Annotated in this window: 12 protein-coding genes and 1 pseudogene; 7 read left to right on the top strand and 6 right to left on the bottom strand. The window is 52.3% G+C overall.

Annotated elements, in window-relative coordinates:
- Positions 1–65 precede the first annotated feature (65 nt).
- Positions 66–1,028: a chemotaxis protein gene (locus LAC65_RS03435; protein ID WP_039382912.1), complete on the top strand. Its 963-nt coding sequence runs from the start codon at positions 66–68 to the stop codon at positions 1,026–1,028.
- Between the two features lie 310 nt (positions 1,029–1,338).
- A complete protein-coding gene (locus LAC65_RS03430) occupies positions 1,339–2,895 on the top strand; it encodes a methyl-accepting chemotaxis protein (RefSeq protein WP_039382910.1) in 1,557 nt (518 codons plus the stop codon).
- Positions 2,896–2,936: 41 nt separating this feature from the next.
- Here LAC65_RS03430 and LAC65_RS03425 read toward each other — a convergent pair.
- The 4 genes and pseudogenes from LAC65_RS03425 to LAC65_RS03410 all read right to left on the bottom strand — a co-directional run bounded on the left by LAC65_RS03425 (position 2,937) and on the right by LAC65_RS03410 (position 7,862).
- Positions 2,937–4,219, bottom strand: a pseudogene (locus LAC65_RS03425) (HAAAP family serine/threonine permease).
- 351 nt (positions 4,220–4,570) lie between these two features.
- The gene (locus LAC65_RS03420; RefSeq protein ID WP_039382907.1) at positions 4,571–5,566 is read right to left on the bottom strand and encodes a glycosyltransferase family 2 protein; all 996 of its coding nucleotides are present in this window, start codon (positions 5,564–5,566) and stop codon (positions 4,571–4,573) included.
- Positions 5,563–6,870, bottom strand: coding sequence for a flippase (locus tag LAC65_RS03415; RefSeq protein ID WP_039382905.1), 1,308 nt, complete (start codon positions 6,868–6,870; stop codon positions 5,563–5,565). The genes LAC65_RS03420 and LAC65_RS03415 overlap by 4 nt, the downstream gene beginning before the upstream one ends.
- 11 nt (positions 6,871–6,881) lie before the next feature.
- A complete protein-coding gene (locus tag LAC65_RS03410) occupies positions 6,882–7,862 on the bottom strand; it encodes a glycosyltransferase family 2 protein (protein ID WP_039382903.1) in 981 nt (326 codons plus the stop codon).
- Between the two features lie 900 nt (positions 7,863–8,762).
- On the opposite strand from LAC65_RS03410, the gene LAC65_RS03405 reads away from it, so the two are divergent.
- On the top strand, positions 8,763–10,661 hold the full coding sequence (locus LAC65_RS03405; protein ID WP_039382900.1) for a flagellin N-terminal helical domain-containing protein: 1,899 nt from the start codon (positions 8,763–8,765) through the stop codon (positions 10,659–10,661).
- Between the two features lie 16 nt (positions 10,662–10,677).
- On the opposite strand, the gene LAC65_RS03400 is transcribed toward LAC65_RS03405, so the two are convergent.
- Positions 10,678–10,887, bottom strand: coding sequence for a hypothetical protein (locus tag LAC65_RS03400; protein ID WP_039382899.1), 210 nt, complete (start codon positions 10,885–10,887; stop codon positions 10,678–10,680).
- A gap of 292 nt (positions 10,888–11,179) precedes the next feature.
- On the opposite strand from LAC65_RS03400, the gene LAC65_RS03395 reads away from it, so the two are divergent.
- Together LAC65_RS03395 and LAC65_RS03390 are read left to right on the top strand one after the other, a co-directional pair.
- Entirely contained in the window at positions 11,180–12,553 is a 1,374-nt protein-coding gene (locus LAC65_RS03395; protein WP_148810970.1) for a tyrosine-type recombinase/integrase, read from the top strand.
- Positions 12,554–12,704: 151 nt separating this feature from the next.
- Entirely contained in the window at positions 12,705–13,673 is a 969-nt protein-coding gene (locus LAC65_RS03390; protein ID WP_000654812.1) for an IS5-like element IS903B family transposase, read from the top strand.
- 41 nt (positions 13,674–13,714) lie between these two features.
- On the opposite strand, the gene LAC65_RS03385 is transcribed toward LAC65_RS03390, so the two are convergent.
- Complete coding sequence (locus tag LAC65_RS03385; RefSeq protein WP_224144830.1) at positions 13,715–13,888, bottom strand: hypothetical protein; 174 nt, start codon at positions 13,886–13,888, stop codon at positions 13,715–13,717.
- A gap of 319 nt (positions 13,889–14,207) precedes the next feature.
- Here LAC65_RS03385 and LAC65_RS03380 point away from each other — a divergent pair, with 319 nt between their 5' ends.
- Both LAC65_RS03380 and LAC65_RS03375 read left to right on the top strand, forming a co-directional pair.
- Entirely contained in the window at positions 14,208–14,897 is a 690-nt protein-coding gene (locus tag LAC65_RS03380; protein WP_224144829.1) for a hypothetical protein, read from the top strand.
- A gap of 223 nt (positions 14,898–15,120) precedes the next feature.
- Positions 15,121–15,567, top strand: a complete 447-nt coding sequence (locus LAC65_RS03375; RefSeq protein WP_224144828.1) for an antirestriction protein — start codon at positions 15,121–15,123, stop codon at positions 15,565–15,567.

Here is a 15,567-nt window from a genome sequence, read left to right as displayed (position 1 = left end):
CGATAAGTTAATCATGGCACTTCCGCCCTCTCCCTGCTCCGCCCAGATTCTGTCCCGAGGCCATGATGGATAATTTTCAGAAAGAGATCGACGAACGCGCAAACCTGGCGCTGTCCAACAAATTTGAACTGCTGCTGTTTCGGCTGGGTTCCGATCGGCTGAAAGGCAAATCTGAGCTGTATGGCATCAACGTGTTCAAGCTGCGCGAAATTGTGCCGATGCCGGCGATTACGCGCGCGGCCGGTATGAACTCGCCGCTGCTGGGTATGGCCAGTATCCGGGGGCAGTTTATTCCGGTTATCGATCTGCCGGCCGTAACCGGCTGCAAGCCGGAAACCGGTCTGAATCTGCTGCTGGTTACTGAATATGCGCGCAGTACTCAGGCGTTCGCGGTGGAGTCGGTAGAGAATATTGTGCGTCTCGACTGGAGTCAGGTGCATACCGCAGAAGCGGGGATCAGCAGCCGCAATATCACCAGTATCGCCTGTCTTGACAGCGATGGCGAAAGCAACAATCTGGCGCTGGTACTCGACGTAGAGCAGATCCTCTATGACATTATTCCTTCGGTGCGCGGCGTTGAGCCTGACGCTAAGACCGCGAAAAACTTTAACCTGAAGCCGGGCGCAGTCGCTATCGTGGCGGAAGATTCTAAAGTGGCCCGCCAGCTGCTCGAACAGGGACTGAAAAGCATGGGTATTCCGGCCCTGATGCACAATACCGGCCTGGAAGCGTGGATAAAAATCAACGAAATGAAGAAAGAAGCGCAGGCCAGCGGCGAATCGATTCACGATAAAATCGCCCTGGTTCTGACCGATCTGGAGATGCCGGAGATGGATGGCTTCACGCTGACGCGTAATATCAAGCGTGATGACACACTGCGCCATATACCGGTCGTCATCCACTCTTCGCTTTCCGGCAGCGCCAATGAAGATCACGTGCGTAAAGTGGGCGCCGATGGTTATGTGGCAAAATTCGAGATCAATGAGCTCTCCAGTGCCATTTTCAGCGTGCTGGAAAAACAGCGCTAAATCCGCCCTGTTCCCCCTTCCATTTAAGGCGCGACTATCGCGCCTTTTTTATTGCGGCTATTCCTTCCGCCCTGAAACAGTACCGCTTATTTACCATCATTTAGTACTGCTAACCGATCTTCGCTACCGCGCGCAAAAATTAAAGTAAATATATTAGTTACCGATAACTGTTGCGCCTGCGCTGGCGTTTTCAGGGATAACCTGCGCAGACAGATTTCCATTTTTCTTTTAAAAACAGTCTTTCGCAGCAAATTAATCATTTGCTGACGCATCCTATTACTGTCTGATTTCTGGCAAACAGGGAGAACCAATGTTGAGCATCAAGAATATGAAAGTCGGGGTACGCCTGGGCATCGCCTTTAGCCTGGTAGTGGCCCTGTTAATGGTGGTGGGCGTTACGTCGTGGCTGAAAATCAGCAATATTAAAACCGGCATTACCTCCATTGTAGAAGATCGTTTTGTTAAGGTTCGCCTCGGCTTCGACGTGCGCGATGGCGTGAATGACCAGATAAAATATCTGCGCGGTATCGTGATTGATACCACCCGACCGGAAAATAACGTTAAACGCTTTGCTCAGCTTGCGGATGCGACGGCGCAGACCAACAGCGCGATGAAAAAAATTGAGGCCATTCAGGTTACGCCGGTAGGTAAAAAGAAAATTGCCGGATTACTTGCCGCCAGCAAACTGTTTGAACAGCAAAAAAATGATGTGCTGGCGCTGGTGCGGGACGGCAAGACAGATGAAGCCAGCAACTACGTGCTGAAGAAGATTACCCAGACGCAAAACACCTTTTTGCTCAGCGCGGCCGCTTTTGCCGACTCTCAGGCCAGCCAGCTGCATCAGGAGGGAGTAGGCATCATCAAAGATGGCACCACGGCGATTCAGGTTTCCGTTATTTTTACGGCTATCGCCATCGCGGCTGCCGTGCTGCTGGGCCTGCTGCTGACCCGTTCCATCGTGCGTCCGCTTAATGAAGCCGTCGCCGTCGCCAGCAAAGTTGCCGCCGGCGATCTCAGCTCGCGCATAACGGTCCGCAGTAAAGATGAAACCGGCGTGCTGATGCAGGCGCTGCAGACCATGAACGACAATCTGATGACCATCGTCTCTAACGTGCGCGCCGGCTCCGATACCATCGCCGTCGCCTCTAATCAGATCTCCAGCGGCAATATCGATCTCTCTTCGCGCACCGAGCAGCAGGCGAGCTCGCTGGAAGAGACCGCTTCCGCGATGGAGCAGATGACCGCGACCGTGAAGCACAACGCCGATAACGCGCGCGAAGCAAACTCGCTGGTCTCAAAAACCTCTGAGGTGGCTAAAGAGGGTGGCGTGGTGATGGAGCAGGTTATCGATAAAATGGAGGCGATTACTTACTCCTCGAAGAAGATTGTCGATATTATCAGCGTCATCGACTCTATCGCTTTCCAGACCAATATTCTGTCGCTTAACGCCGCCGTTGAGGCAGCGCGTGCCGGCGAACAGGGACGCGGCTTTGCCGTGGTGGCATCGGAAGTGCGTAACCTGGCCCAGCGCTCCGCCTCTGCCGCTAAAGAGATTAAAGTCCTGATTGAAGATTCCGTGACCAAAGTTGATGAAGGCAGCCGCCTGGTGACGCACGCCGGATCTACCATAAGTGAAGTCGTCAGCAGCGTGCAGAGCGTGGCTGAGATTATGAGCGAAATTACCATTGCCAGCAGCGAACAGAGCAGCGGCATTGGTGAGATTAATCAGGCTATTACGCAGATGGAAGCGGTGACGCAGCAGAATGCCTCGCTGGTGCAGGAAGCATCTGCCGCCTCGCAGGCGCTGCAGGAGCAGGCCGATCGGCTGGCGCAGTCGATGAGCGTGTTTAAAACCGCGCTGGCGTAATGCCCACGGCCGGGCCGCCGGTGACGGCGCCCCGGCTGCGGTCAGTTGAACAGCGACCAGGCGACAGAAGAGATCGCCAGCACTCCGATAATCACCACAAAGAGGTTGCTGATTTTCCCGCTGTACTGGCGCATTGCCGGCACTTTCTGAATCGCATACATCGGCATCAAAAACAGGATTGCCGCGATAACCGGCCCGCCCAGCGTTTCAATCATGCCAAGAATACTGGGGTTCAGCGTGGCCACCAGCCAGGTGGTCAGCAGCATAAACAGCGTGGTCAGCCGGTTCAGCTTCTGCGGCGCGATCGCTTTACCCCGGCTGCGCAGCGATTTGGTGACGATGCCGTTAAAGCCTTCGCGCGCCCCCAGGTAGTGACCCAGGAACGATTTCGTGATCGCCACCATCGCGACAATCGGACCCAGCCAGGCGATCATCGGCACCTGAAAATGGTTAGCCAGATAAGAAAGAATGGTAATGTTCTGCGCTTTGGCCGCCTGCAGATCGGCTGGCGACAGGCTCAGCACGCAGCTGAACACAAAAAACATCACCGTGACCACCATCATCAGATGCGCGCTGGCCAGTATGCGCGAGCAGCGTTTTTCCGCACCGGCGCCATATTCGTCGCGTTTTGCGACGGCAAAAGACGAGATAATCGGCGAATGGTTAAATGAAAAAACCATCACCGGAATGGCCAGCCACAGCGTCATCCACAGATTGCCGCTGCCCGTTGCCTCGCTAAACGACAGCGTCTGCAGCGCGGCACCGTGCCAGTGCGGAACCAGCCAGGCGGCCAGCAGCATCAGGACGGCAACAAACGGAAAGACCAGAATACTCATCGCCTTCACGATCATCTGCTCGCCAAAGCGCACGATAACCATCATCCCGCTGATCAGCAGCAGCGACAGCAGCGCGGCGGCGACACCAGGCCAAGCTGATGCACAATAAAACTGTCTACGGTATTGGTGATGGCCACGCTGTACATCAGCAGAATGGGATAGATAGCAAAAAAGTAGAGCAGCGTGATGATTTTACCCGCCCCGCTGCCGAAGTGCTCTTCCACCACGTCAGTGATATCTTCGCCCGGATTTTTACCCGAGAGGACGAAACGCGTCAGCGCGCGGTGCGCATAGAAGGTCATCGGGAACGCCAGTACGGCCATGATCAGCAGCGGCAGCAGCCCGCCCGCGCCGGCGTTAATCGGCAGAAACAGCACTCCGGCACCAATCGCCGTACCATACAGACCCAGCATCCACACCGTGTCACTCTTGCTCCAGCCCCTGGCCGCTCTGGCGGTTGCCAGCGTGCTGGTTTGTGAGTTGTTCATCACTCTCTCCAGATTCATCATTATTGCAGCCGGTCTCCGGCTCTCTGTTCACGGTCAGCCGCTGCGGGCTGCCGTTTAACCGCGCTCATGCTATACGTTTTTGTCACCGTGCGGGGGTCACAACGCAAGATACGCGTCACAAAAGCAGCAAAAATGCGCAGGCTGGTAAATTTATGCTTTAAAAATGCACAAAACCGGCGCGCAATCGATTGCCTGACGTTATTTGACCTGAGTCACAAAAATTGTGCAAGTGAAGGTAGTAACCGGTGAGTAAAAGCAGCGGTCTCTCCCGGCTGCTGCCCTCTTCTGCCAGAGACAGAGATCGGAGGGCAACGCCGGGAGGGTCAGGGATCAGAATGCGCGCATTCTGTATAACGCATAGAGGAAATAGTACGCTGTGAGTGAGTTCAGATTCATAATCATGTACTTCAGTTTTTCATTTTTATTCAGCAGCGTGAAAATACCTTTCGAGTATTTTCCGCGCTTTATCTGTTCTATTTCTGTTGCGATATCTGCCGGTGAAAAGGAAGCGTGATACATGGCAGTGACAATCTGCATATCCAGCGCCAGCACGCGCTTTGAGATCCCTTTCAGAAAGTGGTCCAGTTCGCTGGCCTGATATTTATCGACGATGGTGTCATACAGCGCGGTCAGCGACTGCTTACGCACCTTTAATTCACTGTACTGTACCTTCTGCTTGGAGAGCGAGCCGCTGGTATCCTCATAGTGATAGGCCGCGTTAGGCGTAATCAGGAAGTTGCTGATGCAGCTGAAATATTTCAGGTTAAACAGCAGATCTTCACTCATTGAGATCCCCTCAAGAAAACGCAGATTCAGGGATTCAATAATCTCCCGGCGGTAGCATTTATTATGCAGATAGCCGATGTTGTCGCTGATCTCCAGTTCGCCCAGCACATAAGGGATATCGTGCTGGCTGAAAAAGCCCGCCTGCGAAACCTTGCCAATGCGATCGTCATTCAGGTGACCAACCATCAGGTCTACGGTTTCAGCCGGCCAGGCGTTGAGATTCTGCTTAAAACTCATCAGGAAATTGTCATCAACCCAGTCGTCGGCGTCCAGGAAGAGCACGTAGTCGCCGCGCGCCTTTAACAGCCCGGTATTGCGCGCAGCGCTGACGCCGGCGTTGATCTGCTCCAGCACGGTTATCTGCGGATAACAGGCAAACTCAGACAGAATCTGCGCGCTGTTATCGCGGCTGCCGTCGTTAACCACCACCACTTCATAACTGCTGAACGTCTGGTTCAAAACGCTCAGCAGCGTGCGCCGGATGGTATTTTGTGAGTTATAAACGGGAATGATGATACTGAAGAGCGGATTGTTATTCATAATAAACTCTCTTTGCTGTCTGAGGTTTTGTAATTGCTAAATAACTGCCATAGCTTCCTGGGGTTGAAAAAAACCTGGTGGATCCGCGCCACGGGTTGCGCGGTGAAAAAATAATTAAGCAGGGAGAAGGAGACGAATTCGGTAATCACCACGCTCAGTGCAGCGCCGGTCAGGCCGTAATGCGGCACCAGCAGCAGTGAAGAGATCAGGCAGATAACCAGCACCGCGAAGGTCTTTTTGATCAGGAAGCGGTAGCCGTTATATTTCACAATGAAGCGGTCCATCACGCTGCTCAGCACACCGCACATCGCGCCCACGCTCAGCAACAGCGTCGGGGCTACCGCATCCAGATAGGCAGCGCCATAAAAATGGCCAATAAACCAGCCTGACAGCAGCCAGATCGCCACAATCACCAGCGCGGAGACGCCAATCACCAGCAGATGCAGCTGCTGCGCTTTAACGATCGCCCGCTCGCGGTTGCGCTCGGCAAAGAAAGCGGGATAAAACGACGCCAGCAGCGCGGCCGGTAAAAATACCCACGCCGTGGAGAGCGTCAGCGCCACAGAGAAAATGCCCGCCTCTTTTACGCCGAGGAAGTAAGAGACGCTTACCTGGTTGACGCGCGTATAGATGCCGACTGCAATGGCCGAGATAACCAGCGACATGCCTGATGCCACCATATAGCGCGAATATTGCTTCAGCTGACGCAGCGCTGGCAGCGGTTCATGGCGGTGCTGGCGCGTAAAGAGCGCGAGCTTAATGACAAAGGGAATAAGGGTGGCGAGCACAATCGGGATCGCCAGATAGTGCGGATCCAGCTCCAGCCAGGAGATAAGGAATCGCACCGAGAGGCTGATCGCCAGCCCGATAACGTTAGCGATCACATTGAGACGGGCATTGAGCATCGCCTCGTTGTAGATGTTAACCAGATCGAGCGCCGAGAAAAGGCAGGCCAGCGCAGCGGCACAGATAAAGACCACCGCATCCGGGCTCCACTCCGCTTTCATGATCAGCATGCCGCTGATTGCCAGGACGCTGTAGACGCCCAGCACCAGCAGGCCGGCAGCCATCATCAGACGAATACCCGAACGGTGATTCTGCGCAATGCGCTTCAGCAATATGACATCGCTGCCCATTACCGCGATGCTCTGCAAAAACTGAAAAATCAGCATTGAGAGTGAGATAATGCCGAAGGTGGTCGGGCCGACATATTTGGCGACGTAAGAGGTCACAAAAATCAGGCCAAACACGGCGATCAGCTTTTCAGCGATCATCCACATTGAGTTTCTGAGTTTCTCTTTCATTCCGGTTCCCCTTACGCTTTACGCGCCAGGCGGCGCAGCTGTGAAACGCCGCGCGGGCTGACAAAAAAGAGGGTGAAATAGAGGCTCCAGGGATTCAGCATCGGGCCGGACGAGAGATAAGCGCGGAAACTGCGGCGATACAGCGCGATATAATCTTCAATAAAGGCACCGCTGAATTCACGGCTGTTGAGCCCTTTGCTGATATAGGAAGAGGTGACCTTGAGCACAAGATGGTAGTAGTAGCGATGGTGCTGCCGGGTCATAAACGCCTTCATCCGGCCAAACGAACGCGCAAAGGAGAAGTGTTTTTCCCGCAGCGCCGAACGGGTGGCGGAGTTGTCCGACTTTACGTAGTGGTAGACCACGCGTTCGGTGACGATTACCTGCTGGTTCTGCAGCAGATAGAGGTAGTTCATCACAAACAGCAGATCTTCGAAGTTGAAGATCTCCTCGTTAAAGCGCAGCTGATGCTGCCGGATAACGTCCGCGCGAAATACCTTGTCGCAGATGCCGTGACGGGGATGGAAATAGAGCACGTCGTTGACCGCTGCCGCCGCGCTCATCTGCCGCGATGCGTCACGGTTGGCAGGCTGATCCAGCGGCTCACCGGCAGGCGTAAAATGCTGCGACTCGCCGATACACATGCCGATATTTTCCTGCATCAGCCCAGCCCAGGTGGCAAAGGCGTCGTGCGGCAAAAAATCATCAGCGTCTAAAAAACAGATAAATTTACCGCGTGCGCTGCGCAGCCCCTGATTACGTGCCGCAGAGACGCCCATATTGGACTGTTCAATGATGTGAAACTGCGGATGGTGCGCAAACCGCTCAAGAATGGCCTGCGACGTATCCGTTGAGCCATCATTGATAAAAATCGCTTCAAAGCGCATTTCCGTCTGCTGCAGCAGACTATTAATGCTTCTTTCCAGATAAGCAGCCGCGTTATACACCGGCACAATGACGCTCAGTAACACGTCGTTTACGGGATTTTGCATGAGACCTCAGAACTCGTTTTGTCAGTATTAATAAGGCGAACGCAGCGGCGTTAAACATTGCCGTTCAGATAACGCGCGTGCCTGATGGCATATTCCTGCGTCCGGCTTAACTGTATTCCGGATTTTTTTCGGAGTTTCCTCAGTAAGGAATTCCGCTAATTAAATAAATGAATACTCAATGTAATAATAAGAATTTCGCCAGCGCTGCACGCCAGAACTATTTATTATTCGTTTGTAAATGCATACCGCTGACGACGCGCAGCTGCCTGCGCTTCACCCTGCAATCCGGCTGGATGGCGGGCAAAGAGTGGCGGCTTTAGCGTTAGCTTCAGCTGGATATCATTCTTTATCAATAAGTTATCAGCGACTGACCTGCCGCACTCTGCGGCGCGACGTCGCGCAAATCGTTTTACCGACTTTTCAGCGGCCTTAACGTAACGTGTGGCAACATTAATGATATGTGCTGTGCGCCCTGCTCTTTTATTATTCCGCTGCGTCTGTTGCGCCGCGTGAGAAGCAGGAGGCGTTAATCCAGTATGGCTATCGCAGCCATACTGCAATGGGCTTCAGGCCCTTAAAATGCGATCTGTTTCAAAACTTTAAACGGCATTCTCTCCGCTGAACAAGCCAGGGTCAATGGGGAGGTCAGGAAAACAGAATTTACGCAGCGACCCTGCCGTTAATTAAAATGCAGATTGATTAGCTTTAATAAAGGAATATTACGCTGACTGATAAGATAAACGCGTAAAGGTCACCAGGATTAATATCAGTAAAAAAAGATCGCGATTCCGCTGTAAATCACAGCACCGCAGCGCTACAGCGACTTAGGTCAAATAATGGTTAAAATAAAATCACTTTCTGCCGATAACGCTATCAACAGAACAACCGGTGAGCCAGTAAATGATTTCCCTGCAAACCAACCTTTCTGCCCTCAACGCGGTGCAGAACACAAACAAAAGCCAGTCAGCGCTGGGAACAGCGATACGTAATCTCTCTTCCGGGATGCGTATCAATAGCGCAAGTGATGATGCGGCAGGCCAGGCGATAGCCAACCGGATGCAGAGTCAGCAGCGCGGTTTGCAGCAGGCGCAGCGCAACGCAGGCGATGGGCTGTCGCTGGTAAATACCACTGCCGGCGCTCTGGATGAGATCAATAACCGCGTTCAGCGGATCCGGCAGCTGGCGGTACAGGGACTGAACGGTACCCTTTCGCAGAGTGACGCCGACTCCATTCAGGGAGAGATCAACCTTAACCTGAAAGAGATCGACCGTCTGAACAGCACGGCTGCGTTTAATGGCATCAAAACGCTCGACGGCAGCGCCGGACAAATCGGTTTCCAGGTTGGTGCCAACGATCGTGAAAAGATTATGCTGGACCTTTCCGCGCCGGGCTTTAGCGTCGGCGCGCTGGGATTGAAAGATCTGGTGATTGGTGGCATCAGCGGCAAAGTGACGCCGGTTAACCGCGTGACCGGCCTTGCCACCAATATGAATTTCACCAATCCGGCTATTACTGTGACCTATACGCCTTCGTCAGGTGCGCCGCAGCTGATGCGCAGCAGCGCGGATAACCGGCAGTATGTGCAGAGCACCGGCGCTGACGGCAAGCCGGTATACTATCTGGCGGCGGTAAGCGCCCGCTGGGACACCGCTAACGCCGCCGGAACGGTGGCCATCAGCCGCGCCACATCCGCCCCGCTCTACAGCAGCGTAAACACCATAGCGGCGCGTGCTATTCCGGCCGTTAATTTTCAGCAATCGGATGGCACTGCGCTTGCCGCTACGCCCGCCGCGCATCTGACCGTTGATAACGGCAGCTATTATGTTGAGCAAGGCGGTCTCTATCACGCTGCCACGCTGGACTTTGGCAGCAGCGGAAATGTTATTGCGCAGGTCACCAGCGCCCCGACAAAAAGCAGCGCCGATTTTGCTACGCCACCGGCTGCTGTAACGCAAACGCCCGCTATCGATACCAGCAGCGCCACGCTCAGCTTTACGGATGCCAGCGGAAATAGCGTGAGTAATGCGCGGCTGCTGCAGAGCGGTTCACAGTACGTGATGGAAGTTGATAACGGCGGCGGTAATTATCAATATTTTAACGCAGCGGTGGCCGCACATACTGACGAGAACGGCAGCAGCTCGCTGGCTATCAGCGCGGTCAGCAGCAGCGCTATCAACAGTTTTAGCAGCGTAAATAGCGTAACCGGTACGGCTTACGTCACGCTGGACCCGGCAAACGTTGAGTTGCGCTATACCGACGTCTCAGGCCAGAGCGCCAGCGACGTGCTGCGACTGGACGCTGACGGCAACTACTATATGGATGCGCCGGATACCGGCATTGATAAAACAGCGACCTTTGTGACCCACGACAGCAGCGGCAGTATCATGCTGAAAACGCTGCAGGGCACCGGTGATATTCAGATCTATTTTCAGGCGGGCATCTCTTCAACCACTGATGCCTCAACCAATCTGACGACGATGCGTGTTTCAGAGATGGGCGATGAGATCCGCCTGAAGCACCCGGACGATCCGCTGGCAACGCTGGATCGCGCCCTGGCGCTGATTGACAGCCGGCGCAGCCAGCTGGGTGCGATTGCCAACCGGCTGGAGTCGGCGCAGCGGCTGCAGAGCCAGAGCACAACCGATTACGCAACAGCCCGCTCGCGTATTGAAGACGCTGACTATGCGCAGGAAGTGTCAGCGATGGCGCGTCAGCAAATTCTGCAGCAGGCCGGTAACTCCGTGCTGGCAAAGGCGCAGCAGGAACCGCAGCAGGTGCTTAAGCTGCTGCAGGGGTAAGGGGCAACCGCCCCTTTTACTCGTCAGCCGGGGCGATACTGATAATATCGAACTTCGCCACGCCATCTACGCCGGTGCCGGGAGTTTTCATCATCGCAAGATCCTGCAGCACCGCTTCATGCGCCTCTTCATCTGAAGGCTCATTTTCGCTCTCCAGTATCACCTCTTCGCGCTTTTTAACGTCGCCATCCTGATGTTCATAGGTCACTTTGTATCGGGTACTCATTGCGCATTCTCCTTTTCGGGGGGAACGCTAAGTCTGGTCAACGGATGAGAATACGTCCAGCTGGGGTCTGCCGGAGGCTGTGTTATGCAGATGCTGAAAGGGGAAGAAAAAATAATCTATAAGAGATGGAATTAACTGGTGCCGGAAACAGGAGTCGAACCTGCGACCTTCGCATTACGAATGCGACGTTATTATATTTTTACCCCTTTAAAAACCTACTCTTAAAACAAGTAATTAATTATAAAACATTAAGTTATGAAAAACACCTGTTGATAAAAATTGACAGGTGTTGATGTTTATTCCCCCATTTTACTTACACCAGCCGTTACATTATGGTGATGTAACCTTTCTCATTTGGAGCCCCAAAATGGCACTTCCAAGACAAAAACTCACCTTCGAGCGCATTCGAAAATTTGCTTTAACTGAAGGGAAAAACCAAGCATTTCTTTGGGATGCGGATGTAACAACTCTGGCATGCCGGGCAACTCGCGGAACAAAAGCTTTTGTGTTCCAAAGCGTATATGCGGGAAAAACTCTTCGCATGACCATTGGCAACATTAACGATTGGAGGATTGATGATGCCAGGGCCGAAGCCAGGCGGCTGCAAACATTAATCGATACTGGGATAGATCCGCGTATAGCTAAAGCAGAAAAAATTGCTGAAGCGGAATCACAGCAGGCTGAATCTCGTAAAACGAAGGTAACCTTCTCAAGCGCTTGGGAAGATTATCTTCAAGAATTGAGAACCGGAATCAGCGCCAAAACTAAACGTCCTTACTCTGCACGCTATATTGCCGATCACGTGAACTTGTCCAGCCGTGGAGGCGAAAGCAAAAAAAGAGGCAGGGGCCCAACCTCGGCTGGACCATTGGCTAGCTTACTCGACCTACCGTTATCGGAACTAACACCAGAGAACATTGCCGCATGGCTAAGTACAGAAAGACAAAATCGGCCTACTGTTACTGCTCATGCTTACCGTCTGTTGCGTGCATTTATCAAATGGGCTAATTACCAGAAGAAATATCAGGGAATAATCCATGGCGATCTTGCACAAGATCATAACGTGAGAAAAATGGTTCCAGTATCAGCGAGTAAAGCGGGAGATTGCTTACAAAAAGAACAGTTAAAAAATTGGTTTCAGGCTATACGTCAACTCAATAACACTGTTGCATCAGCTTACCTTCAGGTGCTTTTACTCACCGGAGCGCGACGCGAAGAAATTGCGTCACTTCGGTGGTCTGACGTCGATTTCAAATGGTCAAGTATGCGGATCAAAGACAAGATCGAAGGCGAACGTATCATACCTCTCACTCCTTATGTTTCCGACCTGTTAAGCACACTGATGCAAGCCCCAAATTCTGACGTAAATAAAGAGGATTGGGTTTTCAGGAGTAACAGCAAAAGCGGCAAAATTATTGAACCGCGTTCAGCACACAATCGAGCCTTAGCTAAGGCTGAATTACCACACATCAGCCTGCATGGATTACGCCGTAGTTTCGGAACTCTGGCCGAATGGGTAGAAGTGCCAACCGGCATTGTTGCGCAGATTATGGGCCATAAGCCTAGTGCTCTGGCAGAGAAACACTACCGCCGTCGCCCACTTGATTTGCTAAGGAAATGGCATGAAAAAATTGAGAGATGGATCTTAAAACAGGCTGGAATATGAAAATTGGGAGATGGTCAAGGGCTGTCATTGCTTGTTAACCGAACGAAAGTAAGAGTAGGTAGTTCAGGTCATTAGATCTGAAGTTGATCACTAATTTTTGGGATGAATCTCATTTTATGGGCTTTGTTGAATAAATCGAACTTTTGCTGAGTTGAAGGATCAGATCACGTATCTTCCCGACAACGCAGACCGTTCCGTGGCAAAGCAAAAGTTCAAAATCACCAACTGGCCCACCTACAATAAAGCCCTCATCAACCGTGGCTCCATAACTTTCTGGCTGGATGATGAAGCTATTCAGGCCTGGTATGAGTCAGCAACACCTTCTTCACGAGGCAGACCTCAGCGCTATTCTGACCTTGCCATCACTACTGTGCTGGTCATTAAACGCGTATTCAGGCTGACCCTGCGGGCTGCGCAGGGCTTTATTGATTCCATTTTTTCTCTGATGAACGTTCCGCTACGCTGCCCGGATTACAGCTGTGTCAGCAGGCGGGCAAAGTCGGTTAATGTCAGTTTCAAAACGCCCACCCGGGGTGAAATCGCACACCTGGTAATTGATTCCACCGGGCTGAAGGTCTTCGGTGAAGGCGAGTGGAAAGTCAAAAAGCATGGCCAGGAACGCCGCCGTATCTGGCGTAAGCTGCATCTCGCCGTTGACAGTAAAACACATGAAATCATCTGCGCTGACCTGTCGCTGAACAACGTTACGGACTCAGAGGCCTTCCCCGGGTTAATCCGGCAAACCCACCGGAAAATCAGGTCAGCCGCCGCCGATGGCGCTTACGATACCCGGCTATGTCACGATGAACTGCGGCGTAAGAAAATCAGCGCGCTTATCCCTCCCCGAAAAGGTGCGGGTTACTGGCCCGGTGAATATGCAGACCGTAACCGTGCAGTGGCTAATCAGCGAATGACCGGGAGTAATGCGCGGTGGAAATGGACAACAGATTACAACCGTCGCTCGATAGCGGAAACGGCGATGTACCGGGTAAAACAGCTGTTCGGGGGTTCACTGACGCTGCGTGACTACGATGGTCAGGTTGCGGAGGCTATGGCCCTGGTACGAGCGCTGAACAAAATGACGAAAGCAGGTATGCCTGAAAGCGTGCGTATTGCCTGAAAACACAACCCGCTACGGGGGAGACTTACCCGAAATCTGATTTATTCAACAAAGCCCTGCTGATGTTCAATCGCATACTCCACTCTTTTGACGGTTTCACTGATGTCGGTAACATTCGTGATATCAAAACTTTTCCGGTAAAAAATCAGGTCGTGCAGTTTCTCTCTGGTCAGAAATCCTGCATTAAACGACTCAATCTGTACTGTTCCTGACATCCGTTGTACCTCTCTTTCCTGGAATCTGTGAATTGCCCTGGGCACGCGCCTTATGGTCAAACGTTGCACTTTTTCAGGGGCAGTGTATGTCAGAAAAGAATATATCGATCTGTATAAACGATCAATAATAGAAAATTGATCGTTATTATCTATCAATAATAACTTTCGATATCCATGAATTGATCGTCTTAACCTATCAAAAAGTAAGGATATCCTGGCTTGTTTCGCGCCGTTTCCTGCTCCTTTGACAGATGGTGACTGATTAATAACTTATGCAGTGGTTCTCTCCTGACCGCTGCTGCCAATCCACAGGTGATTTATGAAAACCAGAACAATAATTGCTCTTTTTCTCTCCGCCGCCTCTGTTTCTGCGCAGGCAGGCAACTGGATGGTGAAAAATGGATGGTGCCAGACCATGACGGAAGACGGTCAGGCGCTGGTTATGCTGAAAAAAGACACTATTGGTATCTTCGGCCAGTTGCAGAGTTGCCCCAACGGCCAGCAGGAACTGATGGGAAGCCGTATCAGCATTAACGGGAATCTGATCCCCTCCTCACAAATGTGTAATCAACAAACGGGCTATAAAGCTGTTGAAATCGAAGGTGGGCAGGCTCCCGCCGCAGCCCGGAAAGCAATTGAATCAATTGCAGCTCAGGATATTTCCAGTGTGCAGGTCTTTGGTACACAAATGAAATTTACTCGTGGCGATATGCTCCAGGTTTGCCCGAAATATGTCAGCGCCCTTGCAGGCGTATCAGCAGAAGTCACCGGGAATAAGCCGCTGAAAGTAAACAAAGGTTCGGTAATGAAAGCGGCCAGACAGGCGTACACGAAAGAATATGACCATGAAACGGCAGACGCCGCTGATTTTGGCAGCTATGAAGTGAAGGGAAATACGGTGGTATATGAAGTCTACAATGCCGCTTACCGCACCTACGATAAAATCGTTGTTACTGTAGGATCTGATGGTAACGCCACCGGGGCAAAGGTGGAGTACATGGGGCAATAACCCCCTGGTATTGTTTCTGACTCAGGCATTAAGGCCGTGCCTCCATCGGGAAGCATGGCCTTTTTGCTTTTATGCCGTCTTACTCATTGCATCACCCACCACAACACTATCCGTAAACGCAGGCAGAGATGACTGTCTCACCGTGTTTTAACGACCTGATTTAACGACTCATCATCACGCCAGCCCTGACCGGCTGGCTTTTTTATTTTCGGAGTGATTAATCATGAATACTGCAATTACTGACGCCACCTTATCGTCAGACACTATTTTCGCCACGCCTGTCGCAGATGAACAGCGCCCCGGCTTCTGGCCTCAGCACTTTGGCACGATTCCACAGTGGATATTACTGGAACCGCGCATCTTCGCCTGGATGGACCGTTTATGTGCGGACTACAGCGGCGGAATCTGGAATTTTTACACGCTCAGCAATGGCGGCGCTTTTATGGTGCCGGACACTGTTCGCGATGCGCAATGGCAACTCTTTAACAGCATGAACGGAAATAACGCGCAAATGAGTGCAGAGGCCGCCGGAATTACCGTCTGTCTTATCGAGTACAGCCATCATGCCTGCCGTACCGGGTGCGATGCCATGACAGCGCACTTTTATCGTCTGCGTGAGTATGCTCTGCACCATCAGGAATGCTCCGCCATCATGCGCATTATCGACTGA

Source organism: Pantoea eucrina (assembly GCF_020079945.1).
Lineage (GTDB): Bacteria > Pseudomonadota > Gammaproteobacteria > Enterobacterales > Enterobacteriaceae > Pantoea > Pantoea eucrina.
The sequence above is the reverse complement of the archived record's forward strand: the minus strand, read 5'-3'. Positions and strand labels throughout refer to the sequence as shown.

Bases quoted from the DNA above. Each gene is read 5' to 3' on its own strand.
- LAC65_RS03435 (WP_039382912.1), top strand. From the start codon at position 66: ATGGATAATTTTCAGAAAGAGATCGACGAACGCGCAAACCTGGCGCTG.
- LAC65_RS03430 (WP_039382910.1), top strand. From the start codon at position 1,339: ATGTTGAGCATCAAGAATATGAAAGTCGGGGTACGCCTGGGCATCGCC.
- LAC65_RS03420 (WP_039382907.1), bottom strand. From the start codon at position 5,566: ATGAATAACAATCCGCTCTTCAGTATCATCATTCCCGTTTATAACTCA.
- LAC65_RS03415 (WP_039382905.1), bottom strand. From the start codon at position 6,870: ATGAAAGAGAAACTCAGAAACTCAATGTGGATGATCGCTGAAAAGCTG.
- LAC65_RS03410 (WP_039382903.1), bottom strand. From the start codon at position 7,862: ATGCAAAATCCCGTAAACGACGTGTTACTGAGCGTCATTGTGCCGGTG.
- LAC65_RS03405 (WP_039382900.1), top strand. From the start codon at position 8,763: ATGATTTCCCTGCAAACCAACCTTTCTGCCCTCAACGCGGTGCAGAAC.
- LAC65_RS03400 (WP_039382899.1), bottom strand. From the start codon at position 10,887: ATGAGTACCCGATACAAAGTGACCTATGAACATCAGGATGGCGACGTT.
- LAC65_RS03395 (WP_148810970.1), top strand. From the start codon at position 11,180: ATGTTTATTCCCCCATTTTACTTACACCAGCCGTTACATTATGGTGAT.
- LAC65_RS03385 (WP_224144830.1), bottom strand. From the start codon at position 13,888: ATGTCAGGAACAGTACAGATTGAGTCGTTTAATGCAGGATTTCTGACC.
- LAC65_RS03380 (WP_224144829.1), top strand. From the start codon at position 14,208: ATGAAAACCAGAACAATAATTGCTCTTTTTCTCTCCGCCGCCTCTGTT.
- LAC65_RS03375 (WP_224144828.1), top strand. From the start codon at position 15,121: ATGAATACTGCAATTACTGACGCCACCTTATCGTCAGACACTATTTTC.